Raw genomic sequence first — 16,350 nt, forward strand, 5'->3', positions numbered from 1 at the left:
GGCAGCCGCCCGCCGTACACATCGTCCGCTTTTTCGCAGAGCAGATTGAACAGCTGGGTGTAGCACATGGAGATCAGGAAGTTAAAGCTATCGTCCGTGTCGCTCATAATCAAGAACAAGGCGGTTTTCCGGTCTCCCAGGGTATCCAGCTCCAGCTCGTCGTAGGCCGTGACCTCCCGCAGCTCCGCGATGTCGAACACGGCAAGGCGCGCACCGCAGGAAATCAGGATGGATTTTGCGGTTTTGCCCGCAGCCAGCTTGTACTTTTTGTACTGACGGACGGCGAAGTGGTTGGGCTTCTCTGCCTCCAGCGCGTCAAACATCAGGTCCACGGGGTTCTTGAACTCCTCGTCATCCTCCCGGACCTCCATCGCGTTGATGAACTCGATGAGGGTGGAGAAATTCTGTTCCTCCACCGGGGCCTCGTAGTGGATATACCCAATGAGGGCGCAGTACAAAAGCGTCTCGGCCTTAACCCAAAAATCGTCCCCGGCCTTGCCCTCGCCCTTGGTGTTGGCGATCAGCGTCGTGACCAGTTTCAAGATGTCCTTTTCGGAGTGGATGTAGGCAAAGGGATTATAGTGCATGGACTTCTTGAAGTTGATGGTATTGAGGACTTTGATCCGATAAGGCTCATAGATGTCCTTGCCGTGCTTATCCTTCATGGGCTTGCCGTCCTTGCCCAGCTTGGGTGTGCCGCGCTGAAGCATTTTGCCGCACTCCACCAGGATGGTGCCTTTTGGGTCTGTCACCACATAGGAGCTGTGCATCTGCATCAGGTTCGGTTTCAGCCAGAAGCGGGTCTTGCCGGAACCGGAGCCACCGATCACCAGCACATTTTTGTTTCTGGCGGTCTTGGGGTCCTTGGGGCGGCTGTTCATGGTCAGGCTCTCGGTTTTAGTCAGAATCACATTGTTCTGGAACACCGGGTCGATGTAGGGTGCGATGTCCTCATGGGTGCCCCAGCGGGCGCTGCCATACTCCATACCGTGCCGGTACTTCTTGGCGTTCTTGCTTTTGAGATACACGGCCAATCGCAGGCCAGCGCCGCAGCACAGCCCCACCAGCAGGTCCAAAGGGTGCAGGCTGGGCCACCAGCTGGCCAGCGCCACCGGCAGCGTGGAGAAGAACGAAAGCATTTTTGCCGAAGCGTCCGCACCCACGGCCATCCGCCATCCTTCACCGAAGTTGGTTGCGAACAGCCCCATCAGGATATAGGGCATATTCAGCAAAAGGAGCTTTTTGATGTCAAGTTGCTTTTTCATCTTCATCGTTCCAGCTCCTTCCGCTTGTTCCGGTCCACAACGGCGTGTTTCACCAGCTCTTTGAACTGGCTCAGCTTTGCCAGCACGGACGGACGCTCTGTTTTCTGCGCCTTTCTGACCTTCTTGCCGGTGTACTCGGTAAAGGCAGCGGTCAGGGCATCCGCATCGCGGCCTTTGAAAAAGATCAGGTACTTGGGCGGGGAGCTGCTGCGGTCCTTCTTCACCGCATAGTCAACGCCGTATTTCCGGGCGATCTTTTCAAACTCCTTGATGGAGGGGTCGGTGATCTCGATGTTGGAAACGCCCTGATTCTGGCCGATCAGCTGCTTCACCGTCTGTTTGCCGTGGGGAATCACGGGGGTATCCCGGCTTTTCTGCTTTTGCAGCTTCTTTTCCTTGCGGTGGGCAAGGTACTTGGTGATGGCGGCCTTAAACAGCCGCCCGGTAAACTTTGTTCCGCTGACTACCAGCGTCAAAGTCCTGTTTTCCACTTCCTCCTGCATAGGTCATCGCCTCCTTTCCACGGATTTTGCAGGGGTGGCGCTTGATACTAAGGCGGGACCACCAGCCGCCGCAGCAGGTATTTCATCATGGCAGGCTCCTTTCAACGCAGCTGATCGGAGCGGTCATAGTACAGATGTCCCTGGCGCACCTTGGCATGGCTGAGAATCTTGATGTGGCCCTTTTCCTGGTTCTCCAGGCTTTTCTGGTATCCGGCCTCCGTCAGAAACAGGCGGGTCCGTTCGCCTTTCCAGCCCACCGGCGAATCGTGGGTCAGCACATCGAAGATAATCATGTGCCGGGTGTCCTCGGCAAACCGCTCCAAATCCATGTACTCATGGCCGTGGTAGTTCTGCGCCCCGGCCTTGAGCCGCATTTCCTCCATCAGCTGGCCCACGGTCTTACGCTCAGGCATGGCGCGCACCTCCTTTCCCGCGTCCCTGGCCTTTCACAGTCAGGATACCGTCCAGGGTGGTAGCGGTGATCCGCAGGCGCTCAGCGGTGGCGATGTCATTCTTCACGGTCTCGTCGATGCCGTGGCCGCAGACCACCAGCACATGGGACCGGCGCAGATAGTCTCGCGCCATATCCAGCCCGTCCTTGTGTTCCTGGGGAATCTCGTCCTTGAGGAAGGTGGACAAGAACAGAACCGGGCAGATGGGCGAATACCCGGCGTCGTACACCTGGCGGCAGTAGGTGGCAGCGTTCTCGGCGTTCTCATACTGGTTGTTGCTCCAGGGAGCCGTAATGTAGGCAAGAGGTCGTTTCATGGCAAAATCCTTTCTCCCGGTATTGCCGGGCAACAGAAAAGCGGCTGTTTACCAGCCGCCTGTGTTCATATCGTGATTGACTTGTACGGTGTAGTGATTGCTGATCGTGGTGGGCGCGTTGAACAGCACTGCAAGCAAATACTGTTTCATATTGCGGACCTCCGTGGTGTTTTTCTGCATACCGTCCATGACAAATCGGATATGCTCGCTATCCAGCTTCAAGAACCGGGAGCGCACGACTTCATGGGGAAAGTCGCTGCCAGCGATCCGAGTGGTTTTACGTTTGGCACAAACGGTCTCCACCATCAGCTCCACAATCTCGTCCAGGTCCTCACGGTAGGTCGAAAACTCTCTGCACAGATAGTCATACTCGATGTTCTCCAGAATCAATTCCCGATAATTTTCTATCTCTGAGACAGACATCGCATCCCTTCCTTTCCGTTCCGGCAGCTGTGCTGCCGCTGTTTCCCGGAAGGGAATGGAATCGGTACTTGCTCCATGAGTATTTTGTTTTTGAGTATTTGGTTTCTCTATATTTAATTCTGCGGGCTTTTCCGTATCCGGTTTATCCAGATACGGGTTTTCCGTATCTGGTGAAGCCGTATCTGGTACAGCCGTATCCGGCCTTGGCGTTTCTGGCTGCCTGGGCTGGGGTTTCTCATAAATCACATACTCGGTGTCGCTGATCCGGCCTTGTTGGTCCCGCAGCTGGTTCCGCACGATGTAACCGGCGGTTTCCAACTCCCGCAGCGCACTGCCGATGGCATCAACGCCCTCCTTGCAGATTTTCGCAAGTCCACGGGTAGTATAGTTCCAGTCATCAGGCAGGGATAACATCATGGAAAGAAGCCCCTTTGCCTTGAGGGATAGTTCGTGGTTCCGCAGGTGATGATTGCTCATCACGGTATAATCTTTGGTCCGTTCAATGCGAAAAACGGCCATTGACTTCACTCCTTTCTAATTTTAGGGCATGAAAAAAGCCACAATCCTTCGTGAAAAAGACTGTGGCTTTCAGCTGTTTTTGTTGTTCTGCCAGGGCCGGTAAGGACGCTTGTACTTCGGCGGATGACTGAACATCGGCTCATGCTCCGAAAACGGGAGGGTCTGCAAAACCCGGTCAATGTCGGTGGATTCCATATCATACTGGGACTGGCAACTTTCCCGGATGGCATCTTTGATGCTCTGGACAGTACACATATTCATTCCTTTCCTTTCGTAGTGATAATGAGTTTACGGGTGGCGGCGGCGCTTGTCCGGTTTGAAGTCGAGCACATGGCCCTCGATCACACGGGCATACCGCTTGATTTTGATTTCCCGACGCTTCTGGCTTACGAGGGCGGCCTGATACCCGTCCTCCGTAAGAAACAGCCGCATATCATCGCCGGGGCAGCCGTAGGAACAAGGGCGCTGAACGGAAAACTCGATCATCCAGCGGGTGCTGTCCTGAAAACGCTCTACGGCCAAGATATTGTGTCCTTTCAGCTCACGGGCTGAAATATCCCTCATAGGCGGCTCCTTTCATCGTTCCTGGTCTCTCTGGCGCTTCTTCTGCCACGCCTCCAGCAGTTTGATAATGGTTTCCTGCATCCGCTGGGGCGTATAGCTTTTGGGGAAATACTTCCGCAGGGTGTCGGAGGTGAAAGTCACTTTGTCGAGATCACTTTTCTTTTCCTCACCCATGATGACGCGCATCATATCGAGGGTCAGATGTCCCTCCTGGCTGTATTTCTTGAGTCGCTGAGCCTGGGAGAGAGAGGGGGTAGCCTGTTCGCTGTCCATCGCGTCCAGCAAATCCCGCTGTTCTTCTTTTTTGAGAAAGGACAGCTCATAAGCCGGATTGAGGGCGATTTTCTTTTCATCGACCATATCCAGCAGTTCGGGAATCAGCTCCGTCAGGCGGATATAGCGCTGCACCTGGTTCCTACTCGAACCAGCCTGCTGCGCCAACAATTCATCTGCACGCAACTTCGTCCCAAGTTGGGACGAAGTTAAGTCCCCCCGTGCGCCTTGGTGTTTCATAGCCTCCAGCTTCATCTTGTAAGCAAAGGCCCTTTCGCTGGGGAGCAGGCTTTCACGTTGTAAGTTGCTGTCCACCATGATGATAGTGGCAGCATCATCGTCCAGGTCTCGGACAATGACAGGCATGGTTTCTTTCTCGGCCAGCTCACTGGCCCGGTGCCGCCTGTGACCGGCAACCAGCTCATAGCCGCCCTCCGGGTCCGGGCGGGCGATCGCCGGAACCAGAACACCATACTGCCGAACGCTGTCGGCGGTCTCCATCATGGCCTCGTCATCCTTGACTTTGAAGGGATGCCCCTTAAATGGGTGCAGCTCAGACAGCGGAATTTCCTGTATCTTCTCCAGCTTGGCATCCTGGCGGCTTTCCTCGGTGGAAAACAAATCATCGTATGGAGCCAGCTCTACTTTTTTCGCGCTGCTTTTCAAGTTTTATCACCTCCTTGGTCAGATTCTTATAGCCCTCGGCCACCTTGCCATTAGGGTCATGGGCAAAAATGCTTTTGCCCTCGGCGCTGATCTCCTTTGCCCGGACAGAATGGGGAATCTCGGTGCCGAACACCTTGATTTTGCTGCCATAGGTCTCCCGCAGCAGGGCGGCAATCTCCTTGGCGAAGTTGGTGCGGTTGTCCACCATCGTCAGCAATATGCCGTCGATCTGGAGCTTGGGGTTGATCTGCCGCTTCACCTTGTTTACGGTCTGGAGCAGCTGTTCCAGGCCCTTGGCGGGCAGGTACTCCGCCTGAACGGGGATTATGACCCTGTTGGCGGCGGCCAGGGCGTTGACCGTGAGCATACCCAGGGATGGCTGGCAGTCAATCAGGATATGGGAATACTGTCCCTTGAGCGTGTCCAGATACTGCCGCAGGATGGTCTCTCGGCTCATGGCGTTCACCAGGGAGACCTCCATGCCGGAGAGCTGGATGTCTGCGGGCATCAGGTCAACGCCCTCCGGGTGGTGCAGGATACCCTCGCCGGGGCGCAGCGGCTCGTCCATCAGGATACGGCCCATCGCGTCGGACAGGGTAAAGGGCAGCTTGTCCGGCTGGGGGTGGCCCAGGCTGATGGTCAGGCTGCCTTGCGGGTCCCCGTCGATCAGCAGCACTTTCTTTCCGGCCTGCGCCAGCCCAATCCCCAGGTTCGCGCAGGTGGTTGTCTTGCCAACGCCGCCTTTCTGGTTGGCGATGGCGATGATTTGCGTGTTCAATGACTTCACCTCATTTCTGAATTGTTCTATGGCTTCTGGAAATAGAAAAAGCCGCCACTTCAAAAATTGAAAGTGACGGCCTTTTCTTATCCCGGAATGAAATTCCCCGGAAACGCAAAAAGCGCCCAGTAGAAAATACTGAGCGCTTGGCGATTAGATTTATTCTCTTTTGTTCAAATTAGGTCAAATTCAGACAAACCGTTTTCACGAAAAAGGTCTCTTGGAGATGTATAAATAAACATCCCCTTGGCATCCCAAAATCGCGTCTCGGTTGTCCTATTTTTTAACCCATAAGCCCTCTTTTTGGGGTGGTTGTCCACCATTTAACCCATAGAAAACGGGTTAAAAGAGGCTTCGTTCTGTCAAATTGCGTCAAACCATTTGAAAAGGAAAAACCCCGGAAACCGCGTAGTTCCGGGGTTTTTGACCACTTTTGATAAAGTTTAGCGCTTGCTGAACTGCGGAGCGCGACGGGCAGCCTTGAGGCCGTACTTTTTACGCTCTTTCATACGTGGATCACGTGTAAGGAATCCAGCAGCTTTCAGAACTGGTCTGTACTCAGCGTCTGCCTGAAGCAGTGCTCTTGCAACGCCGTGTCTGATAGCACCAGCCTGTCCTGTGTATCCGCCGCCTTTTACATTAACGAGAACATCAAATTTGCCCTCTGTCTCTGTAGCAGCCAGTGGCTGACGAACGATAACTTTCAGTGTTTCAAGACCGAAATACTCGTCGATATCTCTTTTATTGATTGTGATTTTGCCTGTACCAGGTGTAAGGTAAACTCTTGCGATTGATTTTTTTCTTCTTCCTGTTCCGTAGAATTTTGCGCTAGCCAATGTCTCTTACCTCCTCATTAAAATGTTAAGACTTCCGGTTTCTGAGCCTCATGTTTGTGCTCCGGTCCGGCATAAACGAAAAGTTTCTTGTACATGGTTCTTCCCAGAGGTCCCTTTGGAAGCATACCTTTAACAGCCAGCTCAATAACCTTTTCCGGTTTCTTAGCCATCATTTCTTTTAATGTGGTCTCTTTCATTCCGCCTACATAATCAGAGTGGTGATAGTAGATCTTCTGATCCATTTTCTTTCCTGTTACTTTGATCTTGTCAGCGTTTACGATGATCACATAATCACCTGTATCTACATGCGGTGTAAACTGAGGTTTGTTTTTACCTCTTAATACACTTGCAACACCAGATGCCAGACGGCCCAGTGTACAGCCTTCTGCGTCAACTACATACCATTTTCTCTCGATTTTATCTGGATTAGCCATATAAGTCTGCATGGTTTTACCTCCTGTTAATTATCAACGATTTAATTTGTCTGACCGCGGTATCCCGCGATAATAAATAATTCCTGGTGATCAGTGCAAAATAATCGCGGAAATGTCCGAAACCGCTGATAAAACGCCTTTGCCGGGGCTTTGGCTCAGGAGTTATCGCACTATGTCACATTGAGTAATTGTACTATACACTTTATGTTCTGTCAACATTTTTTTCCATATTTTTAAGCGAAATAGAAAAAGAAACGGAACGCGCAGCTGCCGCATCTCGGGAGTTTGACAGTTGTAAAATAAATAATCCCTTACTAAGCCTTATAAAATAAGGAATCGTGTTGTCAAATATTTTGTTTTGCTTTATAGTAATGTCTGTTTCCTCTTTACTTTTATAGGATTTACATTTATGATATTATCAAAACCATCTCAAAGCCTGTATCTTGGCTATAATTACACATTACTATACATTAAAACAAGGTCACAAAATGCTGTAACCCTTATAAACTGCGGGTTGTAGCGTTTTTTTATTTCCTCAACTGTCAAAGATGGGATTGTACTATACACTTTATGTTCTGTCAACATTTTTTTCCATATTTTTAAGCGAAATAGAAAAAGAAATGAAACGCACAGCTGCCGCATCTCTGATCGATGCGGCAGCTCATTTTGCTCCGTTATGGCATAATATGATTTAAAATAATTCTTTTTTATCAGAACCTGTATTTATTACTCTCTGATATCCCCCTGATTTCTTTATTACTGCCTGACGCTGAGCCGCACCAGGGCCCTTTGAAGTTTTGCCTTTGCGTTTTTATACTCCTGATCAGTCAGGCCTGTACGCTCCAGTACTGCCTCTGCCCGGGTCTTTGCCGCATCTGCTCTGGCTTTGTCAATATCTTCCTTCCACTCCCATGTAGTTGCCAGAAGACTGCACTTACCGTCTATCACAGAAAGCATCCCGCCAATGCAGGCTGCCTCCCGTCTGGTGCCGTCCTCCATGACTACATGGGCTTCTCCCATGCCAAGAGCTGTACAGAAATTACAGTGCCCGGCAAGAATTGCCAGATCACCTGTAATGCTTCTGCACACGACACGGGCCACATCTCCCTCAAACAAAAGACCATCCGGTGTTCCGATCTGCAATGGAAAGGTGCTCATAAACGGCCTCCTTTACTGTTTCTTTGCTTTTTCAAAAACTTCGTCAATAGTACCGGAGAACAGGAAACAGCTTTCCGGAACATCATCACAGTCTCCGTCCAGGATCATTCTGAATCCTCTCAGGGTTTCCTTCAGAGGAACATACTGTCCGGGCATACCGGTAAACTGTTCTGCCACAGAGAAGCTCTGAGACAGGAATCTCTGGATTTTTCGCGCGCGGTTTACAGAAAGCTTGTCTTCCTCGGAAAGCTCATCCATACCCATGATAGCGATAATATCCTGAAGTTCTTTATATCGCTGCAGAACCTGCTGCACGCGGCGGGCAATTTCATAATGTTCTGTTCCCACCACCTCCGGTGAAAGAATACGGCTGCTGGATTCCAGCGGATCTACTGCCGGATATATACCCTGACTGGCAATATCACGGGAAAGTACTGTAGTCGCATCCAGATGAGAGAACGTAGTTGCCGGAGCCGGGTCTGTCAGGTCATCCGCAGGCACGTAAACAGCCTGTACAGAAGTAATGGAACCTTTGCGGGTAGATGTAATACGCTCCTGCAAAGCGCCCATTTCAGTAGCCAGTGTAGGCTGATAGCCTACTGCTGACGGCATACGTCCAAGCAGGGCGGAAACCTCTGATCCGGCCTGGGTAAAACGGAAAATATTATCAATGAACAAAAGTACGTCCTGATTTTTTACATCACGGAAATACTCTGCCATGGTAAGCCCGGAAAGACCTACACGCATACGGGCTCCCGGCGGTTCGTTCATCTGTCCGTAAACCAGGGCTGTTTTATCAATAACTCCGCTTTCCTGCATTTCATTGTAAAGGTCGTTTCCCTCACGGGTACGCTCGCCAACACCTGTAAATACGGAAAGTCCTCCGTGAGCAGTGGCAACATTGTGAATCAGCTCCATGATCAGAACGGTTTTTCCCACACCTGCGCCGCCGAACAGGCCAATTTTTCCACCTTTTGCATAAGGACAGATCAGATCGACTACCTTGATTCCCGTTTCCAGTATCTCTGTAGCCGGAGTCTGCTCCTCGTAAGACGGAGCCGGACGGTGAATTGCCCAGCGTTCCTTAATCTCCGGTTCCGGACGGTTGTCCACCGGCTCGCCCAGAAGATTAAACACACGGCCCAGACATTCTTCTCCTACCGGAACGGTTATAGGACCTCCGGTGTCTACGGCCTTCATCCCCCGCACCAGACCGTCTGTGGAACTCATGGCAATACAGCGGACTGTATTATCACCTATCTGCTGAGCCACTTCCACGATCAGCTTTGCGCCTTTATTATCAACTTCAATGGCATTGAGAAGTGCCGGCAGTTCATCGTGCGCAAAGCGGATGTCCAGAACCGGACCGATGACCTGCACAACTTCGCCAACGTGTTTCTCGCTCATTTATGAATCTCCTCTATTTTTTGTTATCATCCGAAACATTACTGTCTGCAGTCAGCTTTACAGTCCTTCCGCGCCTGCAACGATCTCCGTGATCTCCTGAGTGATACTTGCCTGACGGGCGCGGTTATAAAACAGGTTCAGCTGATCGATCATTTCTCCTGCATTTTTTGTTGCCGCATCCATGGCTGTACGTCTGGCTGCCAGCTCACTTGCCAGACTGTCGCACACGCCTCCGTAGATCAGCCCTGCCAGATATTCCGGAACAATGGCATCAAACACCTCCGTACTGCCCGGCTCATAAAGTATCAGATTTCTTGTTACAGAATTTTTTTCCTCTGATTCATTTTTAAGATCTGTCAGAGGAAGCACAGAAAACACATCCGGCTGCTGTGAAAGCATGGACACAAAGCTGGTATAGCAAAGCTCTATGTGACCAAATTCTCCCTCCCGGAATTTTCTGCAGAGAATATTTGCGATTTGAAAACAGTCCCCGACAGAAATATCTGCGATTTCTCCAAATTCTTCCGTAACGATTTCAATCTTCCTGCGGTTAAAATATTCTACAGCCTTTTTTCCTACAGGCAGAACCATGTAATCCCGTCCGGCGCTGTCTTCTTCCATACGTTTGAACAGATTGGCATTATAGCCTCCGGCCAGACCGCGGTCACCGGCAATCACTACATAACAGAATTTTTCGCTTCTGGCCTCTGCCGCGTACACAGAACTGAAATCTGTATTATTTACAGCAATATCCTTCAGTGTACTGTGCAGAGTGCGAAAATACGGTCTGCAGACTTCAGCCCGCTCCTTGGCCTTACGCAGCTTGGAGGATGCTACAAGTTCCATTGCCTTGGTAATCTGCATGGTACTCTGTACACTTTTGATGCGCAGCTTTACCGCTTTCATGTTTGCAGCCATACTGTCTCCTCCTTACTGTTTTGCAGCTTCCGTTTCCAGAAAATCTCCTGTGAAGTTTTCCAGAGCTTTTTTTAATTTTTCTTCTGTTTCTTTTTCCAGCTTTCCTGTGCTGCGGATCTCCTGCATTGCCGCTGCTCCGTCTGCATCCGAATCCAGGAAGCTGTACAGCTTTTTCTCATACTGACGCACGTCTTCGGTTTTTATGTCTGTGAGGACTCCGTTGATTACCGCATACAGAATCGCTACCTGTTTTTCTACAGGAACCGGCTCGTTCTGATCCTGCTTCAAAACTTCTACAATACGTGCTCCCTGCTCCAGACGAGCCTTTGTATCCGCATCCAGATCAGAGCCAAACTGAGCAAAGCTCTGCAGCTCACGATACTGAGAATAGATCAGCTTCAGAGTTCCGGCAACCTTTTTCATTGCTTTTATCTGCGCGTTTCCGCCAACTCGTGATACGGAAATACCCGGGTTTACAGCCGGCATAACACCGGAATGGAAAAGTTCTGTTTCCAGGAATATCTGTCCGTCTGTAATAGAAATTACATTGGTGGGAATATATGCAGATACATCTCCGGCCTGAGTCTCAATAATCGGAAGCGCGGTCAGGGAACCGCCGCCATGTTCGTCATCCAGCTTTGCAGCACGTTCCAGAAGTCTGGAATGAAGGTAAAATACATCTCCCGGATAAGCCTCACGTCCCGGCGGACGGCGTATCAGAAGAGAAAGCGCACGATATGCAACCGCATGTTTACTCAGATCATCGTAAATGATCAGCACATGCTTTCCTTTATTCATAAAATACTCGCCCATTGCGCATCCGGAATAAGGCGCAATATACTGCAGCGGGCTTGCCTCGGAAGCAGTCGCCGCCACTACCATGGTGTATTCCATTGCTCCGTTTCTGGTAAGTGTTTCTACCAGAGAAGCCACTGTGGATCTCTTCTGTCCGATGGCAACATAGATACAGATCATGTCCTTGCCTTTCTGGTTAATGATCGTATCTACTGCCAGCGTTGTTTTTCCGGTCTGACGGTCGCCGATGATCAGCTCTCTCTGGCCTCTTCCAATAGGAATCATGGAATCGATGGCCTTAATTCCTGTCTGCAGAGGTTCATGTACAGAACGTCTTTCGCAGATTCCCGGCGCCGGACTTTCAATAGCCCGAAATTCTTCTGTTACAACAGGTCCCGCTCCGTCAATAGGCTGTCCCAGAGCATTGACCACGCGGCCGATCATGGCGTCTCCCACCGGAACCGACACTACCTTTCCGGTACGTTTCACTGTCTGGCCTTCACCAATGCTCTCCCCGGAGCCAAATAATACAATCGACACACTGTTTTCTTCCAGGTTCTGCGCCATGCCGTAGCTTCCGTCCTCAAATTCCAGAAGCTCTCCTGCCATACAGTTCACAAGGCCGCTGGCTCTGGCAATTCCATCGCCTACCAGCAGAACTGTACCGGTTTCATCCTGTTTGATAGTGTTCTCGTAATATTTGATCTGACTGCGGATGACCCTGGATATCTCTTCAGGTTTTAATTGCATGTTTCCATACCATCCTTTAAACAATTATTTCGTCAAGTTTTCTGGAAAGACCGGACAAACGGCTCTGGACTGTGCCATCCAGAAGCTTTCCTTCCAGCTCCACGCGAAGTCCCGCAACTACAGAAGGATCTTTCTTCTGAAGTAAAGATACTTTTTTGCCGCTGATCTTTTCCAGTTTCTGTTTCAACGCTTCCATCTGAGAGTCATTTAAAGCCACTGCGCCTGTGACCACTGCCTCAGCGATTCCATGATCCGCATTATAACGTCTCCGGAATTCCTCGCAGCAGCTTCCATATTCTCTGAGAATATTTCTCTCACATAAAAGCTTTATAAAATTCACCAAATATTTCTGTGCCTGTGAGCCAAAAGCCTCATCTATAAGCTTTGTCCTTTCCTCCCAGGGAATAGACGGTTCGCTTAAAAGCTTCATGTAATCCGCATTTTCATGAAAAATCTGCCGGATTTCTTCCATCTGCCCGCCTATGGCTTCCACAAGCTGTTCTTCGACAGCAAGCTCATACAGGCTGCCGCCGTACATTCTGGCAGTCTGTGTCATGATGTCTCACCCACATTCGCAATAAAATCATCAATGAGTTTCGCGTGATCTTCTTCAGAAATCTCTCTCTCGATCACCTTACCTGCTATCTCCATTGCCATGCCGCCAATTTCATCCTTGATCTCATTGACTGCTTTTCGCTTTTCCTGCGCAATATCTGATTCTGCCTTGGCTTTCATGGCTGCCGCCTGACTTGCCGCCTCTTTCAGAAGCTCCTCACTCTGAACTGCAGCTGTCTTCTGAGCCGCCGCCACGATCTCATTGGCTTTATTTCTGGCATCACGTATTCCCTGCTCATACTCAGACTTCATAGTCTCGGCCTCTTCTTTTGCTTTTACCGCCTCCTGAATCTGAGCATCTGCCAGTTCTTTACGTTTTGCCAGCATATTATTGATCGGTTTAAACAAAAACCTTTTGATCAGATACACCTGTAAAAAAAGATTGCAGATCTGTGCAATAAAGGTCCAGGGCACAATTCCGACTAATTCCTGTACCTGCATAAATTTAACCTCCTGTTCTTATACCCGACTGTTATCCCAGGAAATTCATGAACATGCCAGGTGCTACAAAGATCAGCAACAGACCTGTAACAAAACCATAAATACCGGTTGTCTCTGCAATGGCACAACCAAGAAGCATCGTAGAAGTTACGTCTCCTTTACATTCCGGCTGACGTCCGATAGCCTCAAGTGCCTTTGCCACAGCGTTACCTTCACCGATACCAGGTCCGATACCTGCAATAAGCGCGCATCCTGCTCCAATTGCGCATCCTGCAAGTGCAATACCTTTTGCTAAAATCTGAAAATCCATAATACAAACCCTCCTGTTATTTTAATTTTTTATGATTCCTATGATTCTTCTGCTGCATTGGCAATGTACATAACCGTCAGCATGCAGAATATAAACGCCTGCATAAAGCCTGAGAACCAGTCAAAGTAAACAGACAGAACTGCAGGAATACCCACATCAAGAATGGGGATTTTTGCCAGAACATCTCCTACAATACCTGGAAGAAGTCCCAGAAGTGCCGAGCTGGCAACTGCCAGTGCTCCGTAGATCAGTCCGTTGATAACCACACCGGAAAGAATGTTTCCAAAATGTCGGCATGCCATGCTGATAGGCGTAGCCAGCTCAGAAAGAACATTAAACGGCGTCATAATGGCAATAGGTGTTGTAAATCCCTTCAGATATCCGCCCACACCGCCTGTTTTGATCTTCTGAGCAGTGATCATGATAAATACTACAACTGCCCAGGCTGCCTCAGTGGACAAGTCTGCCGTAGGGCTTCGCAGCCCGATCAGACTGATCAGATTGGATACAATGCTTGTGGCAAACAGAGCCGCTACAAAAGGAATCAGATGGCGGAATTTTTCTCCCATGTTTCCAACCACAAATTTATTCGCCTGTTCCACGATCATTTCTGCCAGCGCCTGCCGCTTGGAAATATTCTCCACCTTCAGATCATGGGTCAGCCAGATACAAAGTCCTGTGATCAGGATCATAACGATCCAGCTTGCGATCATTGTCTCGCTGATCTGAATATCTCCCAGAATGGGGATTTCCGTCGGAATGGTAAAATAGACCTTTGCTCCGGATATGTCCAGTTCCATGTACGCTTCCACCTCCCGTCTTTTTATTTTTAAATACTATGGAAAACTGCTGCGAGTTATTTACAGTCAGTATTTCATCCTATTTTTTCTTAAAAATCGCATTCAGCTTGATCCCCATGGAAGGGAACAGAAGCGGTAAAAGTCCTGCAGCAAACTGAAAACAGGGAGCAATAATAGCGGCTATGCCCCAGCCCAGCTGAAGAAGCATTCTCTGAGAATAGCTGGCTTTCAGTCTCATGCGGGCAGATCCCTCGTCTTCACAGGCTGCAGCCTTCTGTACGGTAAGTCCCATAAGAAAAAAGTTCAGAACAGCCACTGCTCCGCCTCCCAGGCCTCCGAGGATCACTGTGTAATCAAACGGTACCTTCTCCGGCATCGTGCCATGAAGAACAGCAAATACGATCCACATAAGGACAATTCCTGTAAGTGTATAAATGATCACTTTTTTTGTTTCTTTTTTTACTGCCGGCTGAATTTCACCAAACATATTATATCTTCCCTTCTGTTATTAAATACATGTTCTGTACAGTTAAATATATCTTTTCTTTCAGGCTGCGTATCTGCGCCCGGATTCGATGTATTTACATATGCCTGTTAAAAGACACTTTTTTATGTTTTTTCTTATCTTCCTTTTTCTGGTCTTCCATGATCTTCAGGTAAAGCTTGTAGGCTACCATAAACGAACCACCCAGGCCAAAAAAGAAGCCCGGAATATAAACCCATGCCCCCACCCCCATATGAATGTTCAGCCACCAGCACAAAGCCAGGCACAAAAATACAGGTGTCACAAAGGACAGACCAAACTGCGTGAGCATAGTAATATTTTTCAGCATATCAGCCCAATTTTTCACAACTTCGTTCTCCTCATCACATTCATCAGTACACCCGCGCCAGTAACATTGTGGATATTTTATCATAATTGTATAAAAAATACAACTTTTTATTGTATATATTAACGACTTTTTCATTCTCCCTCCAGAAAAAATATGTAAATATTTCAAACTTTTTGTTGTTTTTCGCCATGATTCCTATAAAAACATCACATTATCGTTCATATTCGACTGAATATGTATCTGACTTTAGTTTTAGCAAAATATCGTTTCCAGTCATTTATCTGAAAAGTTTCCAATGCTTCGGCATCCACTTCTCCCGGATATTCATCTGAAGTTCTCTCCGCAGATTTTCCGTCAGAGAAATTCCCGCCCAATATTCCGGCAATACTCTCCAGTCTTCCTGCAATCCACGCCCAATATTCCGGCAATCCATGCCTGCCTTCTGTCAAGAGTACAGCCGCCCGTATTCTCTCCTGCACATACAGATATACTGATCCGTTTTTATATAGAAAAATCCCGGAAAATCTGTATGCTCAGACTCTCCGGGATTCTTTCCTGCGTGATAAATTTTTTAAACACAGCTTTCTGTTTATTTTTCGTATTCTACAACAACGGTTTCTCCTGGTACTGCAGCGCCTGCGTGAGGAGTTACGCCTTTGATATCATCCATGTTTGTGATGATCATAGGAGTTACACAGCTGTAGCCTTTTTCTTTAATGAAATCCATATCAAATTCCATCAGAAGATCTCCTTTTTTTACAGAAGCTCCGGCTTCTACCTTTGGAGTATATCCCTCTCCCTTCAGGGCAACAGTGTCCATTCCGATGTGGATCAGAAGCTCCAGACCGTCCTGTGTGTTGATGCCGATTGCATGTTTTGTATCTGCGATCATGGATACTGTTCCGTCTGCCGGGCTGTATACCTTTCCTTCAGATGGCTCGATAGCAATTCCGTCACCCAGGATCTTCTGAGCAAACATCGGATCCTCAATATTTTCCAGAAGCACTGCCTCGCCCTTTAACGGTGCATAAAGCTTATTGTTTTTTTCTTTTTTACCAAATAATCCTTTAAACATGATCGTATCCTCTCTTTCTTTTTTGCCACTGTCTACTTCATTTCCGGTGATCCTGCCAAATACCTTCCGGCTTATATCCGCTGACAGCATTCTGTTCCGTGTGTGCCGGAATTTTGGCAGAAAACACATCTGAACACCCGGAGAAATATTACCTGTAAACAGTTATTACTTTTCTTATCCTAACATATCTTTACAGCTTATTTCAATATAATCTGCAAT

22 protein-coding genes are annotated in these 16,350 nt (G+C 48.9%); all 22 read right to left on the reverse strand.

Annotated elements, in window-relative coordinates:
• Window positions 1-1,265, reverse strand: a 1,265-nt coding sequence (locus QVP40_RS02105) for a VirD4-like conjugal transfer protein, CD1115 family (protein ID WP_288200211.1), incomplete at its 3' end; no start/stop codon positions are given.
• Between the two features lie 2 nt (window positions 1,266-1,267).
• Window positions 1,268-1,768, reverse strand: a complete 501-nt coding sequence (locus QVP40_RS02110; protein ID WP_002576352.1) for a PcfB family protein — start codon at window positions 1,766-1,768, stop codon at window positions 1,268-1,270.
• Between the two features lie 101 nt (window positions 1,769-1,869).
• On the reverse strand, window positions 1,870-2,181 hold the full coding sequence (locus tag QVP40_RS02115) for a DUF5720 family protein (protein ID WP_002576353.1): 312 nt from the start codon (window positions 2,179-2,181) through the stop codon (window positions 1,870-1,872).
• Complete coding sequence (locus QVP40_RS02120) at window positions 2,174-2,536, reverse strand: DUF7768 domain-containing protein (protein WP_002576354.1); 363 nt, start codon at window positions 2,534-2,536, stop codon at window positions 2,174-2,176. Before QVP40_RS02120 ends, QVP40_RS02115 begins: the two co-directional genes overlap by 8 nt.
• Before the next feature lie 48 nt (window positions 2,537-2,584).
• The gene (locus QVP40_RS02125) at window positions 2,585-3,478 is read right to left on the reverse strand and encodes a DUF6017 domain-containing protein (RefSeq protein WP_002576355.1); all 894 of its coding nucleotides are present in this window, start codon (window positions 3,476-3,478) and stop codon (window positions 2,585-2,587) included.
• A 288-nt stretch (window positions 3,479-3,766) separates the two neighbouring features.
• Complete coding sequence (locus QVP40_RS02135) at window positions 3,767-4,042, reverse strand: DUF5720 family protein (protein WP_002576357.1); 276 nt, start codon at window positions 4,040-4,042, stop codon at window positions 3,767-3,769.
• Between the two features lie 12 nt (window positions 4,043-4,054).
• A complete protein-coding gene (locus tag QVP40_RS02140; RefSeq protein ID WP_002576358.1) occupies window positions 4,055-4,981 on the reverse strand; it encodes a ParB/RepB/Spo0J family partition protein in 927 nt (308 codons plus the stop codon).
• On the reverse strand, window positions 4,938-5,759 hold the full coding sequence (locus QVP40_RS02145) for a ParA family protein (RefSeq protein ID WP_002576359.1): 822 nt from the start codon (window positions 5,757-5,759) through the stop codon (window positions 4,938-4,940). Before QVP40_RS02145 ends, QVP40_RS02140 begins: the two co-directional genes overlap by 44 nt.
• A 443-nt stretch (window positions 5,760-6,202) precedes the next feature.
• Complete coding sequence (rpsI, locus tag QVP40_RS02150) at window positions 6,203-6,595, reverse strand: 30S ribosomal protein S9 (protein WP_022066861.1); 393 nt, start codon at window positions 6,593-6,595, stop codon at window positions 6,203-6,205.
• 17 nt (window positions 6,596-6,612) lie between these two features.
• On the reverse strand, window positions 6,613-7,041 hold the full coding sequence (gene rplM / locus QVP40_RS02155) for a 50S ribosomal protein L13 (protein WP_022066862.1): 429 nt from the start codon (window positions 7,039-7,041) through the stop codon (window positions 6,613-6,615).
• A 744-nt stretch (window positions 7,042-7,785) separates the two neighbouring features.
• Complete coding sequence (gene atpC / locus QVP40_RS02160; protein ID WP_022066863.1) at window positions 7,786-8,187, reverse strand: ATP synthase F1 subunit epsilon; 402 nt, start codon at window positions 8,185-8,187, stop codon at window positions 7,786-7,788.
• A 12-nt stretch (window positions 8,188-8,199) separates the two neighbouring features.
• Window positions 8,200-9,594 carry a F0F1 ATP synthase subunit beta gene (gene atpD / locus QVP40_RS02165; protein ID WP_022066864.1) on the reverse strand — a complete coding sequence of 465 codons (1,395 nt, stop codon included), beginning with the start codon at window positions 9,592-9,594 and terminating at the stop codon, window positions 8,200-8,202.
• Between the two features lie 57 nt (window positions 9,595-9,651).
• Entirely contained in the window at window positions 9,652-10,512 is an 861-nt protein-coding gene (atpG, locus tag QVP40_RS02170; protein WP_022066865.1) for an ATP synthase F1 subunit gamma, read from the reverse strand.
• A gap of 12 nt (window positions 10,513-10,524) precedes the next feature.
• Entirely contained in the window at window positions 10,525-12,057 is a 1,533-nt protein-coding gene (gene atpA, locus QVP40_RS02175) for a F0F1 ATP synthase subunit alpha (protein ID WP_022066866.1), read from the reverse strand.
• 16 nt (window positions 12,058-12,073) lie between these two features.
• Complete coding sequence (gene atpH / locus QVP40_RS02180; RefSeq protein WP_022066867.1) at window positions 12,074-12,613, reverse strand: ATP synthase F1 subunit delta; 540 nt, start codon at window positions 12,611-12,613, stop codon at window positions 12,074-12,076.
• Entirely contained in the window at window positions 12,610-13,113 is a 504-nt protein-coding gene (atpF, locus tag QVP40_RS02185; protein WP_022066868.1) for a F0F1 ATP synthase subunit B, read from the reverse strand. Before atpF ends, atpH begins: the two co-directional genes overlap by 4 nt.
• Before the next feature lie 31 nt (window positions 13,114-13,144).
• Window positions 13,145-13,426 carry an ATP synthase F0 subunit C gene (atpE, locus tag QVP40_RS02190; RefSeq protein WP_138271463.1) on the reverse strand — a complete coding sequence of 94 codons (282 nt, stop codon included), beginning with the start codon at window positions 13,424-13,426 and terminating at the stop codon, window positions 13,145-13,147.
• A gap of 35 nt (window positions 13,427-13,461) precedes the next feature.
• Window positions 13,462-14,223: a F0F1 ATP synthase subunit A gene (locus QVP40_RS02195; protein ID WP_022066870.1), complete on the reverse strand. Its 762-nt coding sequence runs from the start codon at window positions 14,221-14,223 to the stop codon at window positions 13,462-13,464.
• 79 nt (window positions 14,224-14,302) lie between these two features.
• The gene (locus QVP40_RS02200; RefSeq protein ID WP_022066871.1) at window positions 14,303-14,710 is read right to left on the reverse strand and encodes a hypothetical protein; all 408 of its coding nucleotides are present in this window, start codon (window positions 14,708-14,710) and stop codon (window positions 14,303-14,305) included.
• A 94-nt stretch (window positions 14,711-14,804) separates the two neighbouring features.
• Entirely contained in the window at window positions 14,805-15,074 is a 270-nt protein-coding gene (locus QVP40_RS02205; protein ID WP_288200209.1) for an AtpZ/AtpI family protein, read from the reverse strand.
• Window positions 15,075-15,274: 200 nt separating this feature from the next.
• Complete coding sequence (locus QVP40_RS02210; RefSeq protein ID WP_288200210.1) at window positions 15,275-15,505, reverse strand: hypothetical protein; 231 nt, start codon at window positions 15,503-15,505, stop codon at window positions 15,275-15,277.
• Between the two features lie 140 nt (window positions 15,506-15,645).
• Window positions 15,646-16,131 carry a PTS sugar transporter subunit IIA gene (locus QVP40_RS02215; RefSeq protein ID WP_287575267.1) on the reverse strand — a complete coding sequence of 162 codons (486 nt, stop codon included), beginning with the start codon at window positions 16,129-16,131 and terminating at the stop codon, window positions 15,646-15,648.
• Window positions 16,132-16,350: the final 219 nt, after the last annotated feature.

Origin of the sequence: Blautia sp. CAG:257, from assembly GCF_000433815.1 — a bacterium.
GTDB classification, from domain to species: Bacteria; Bacillota; Clostridia; order Lachnospirales; family Lachnospiraceae; genus Blautia_A; species Blautia_A caecimuris.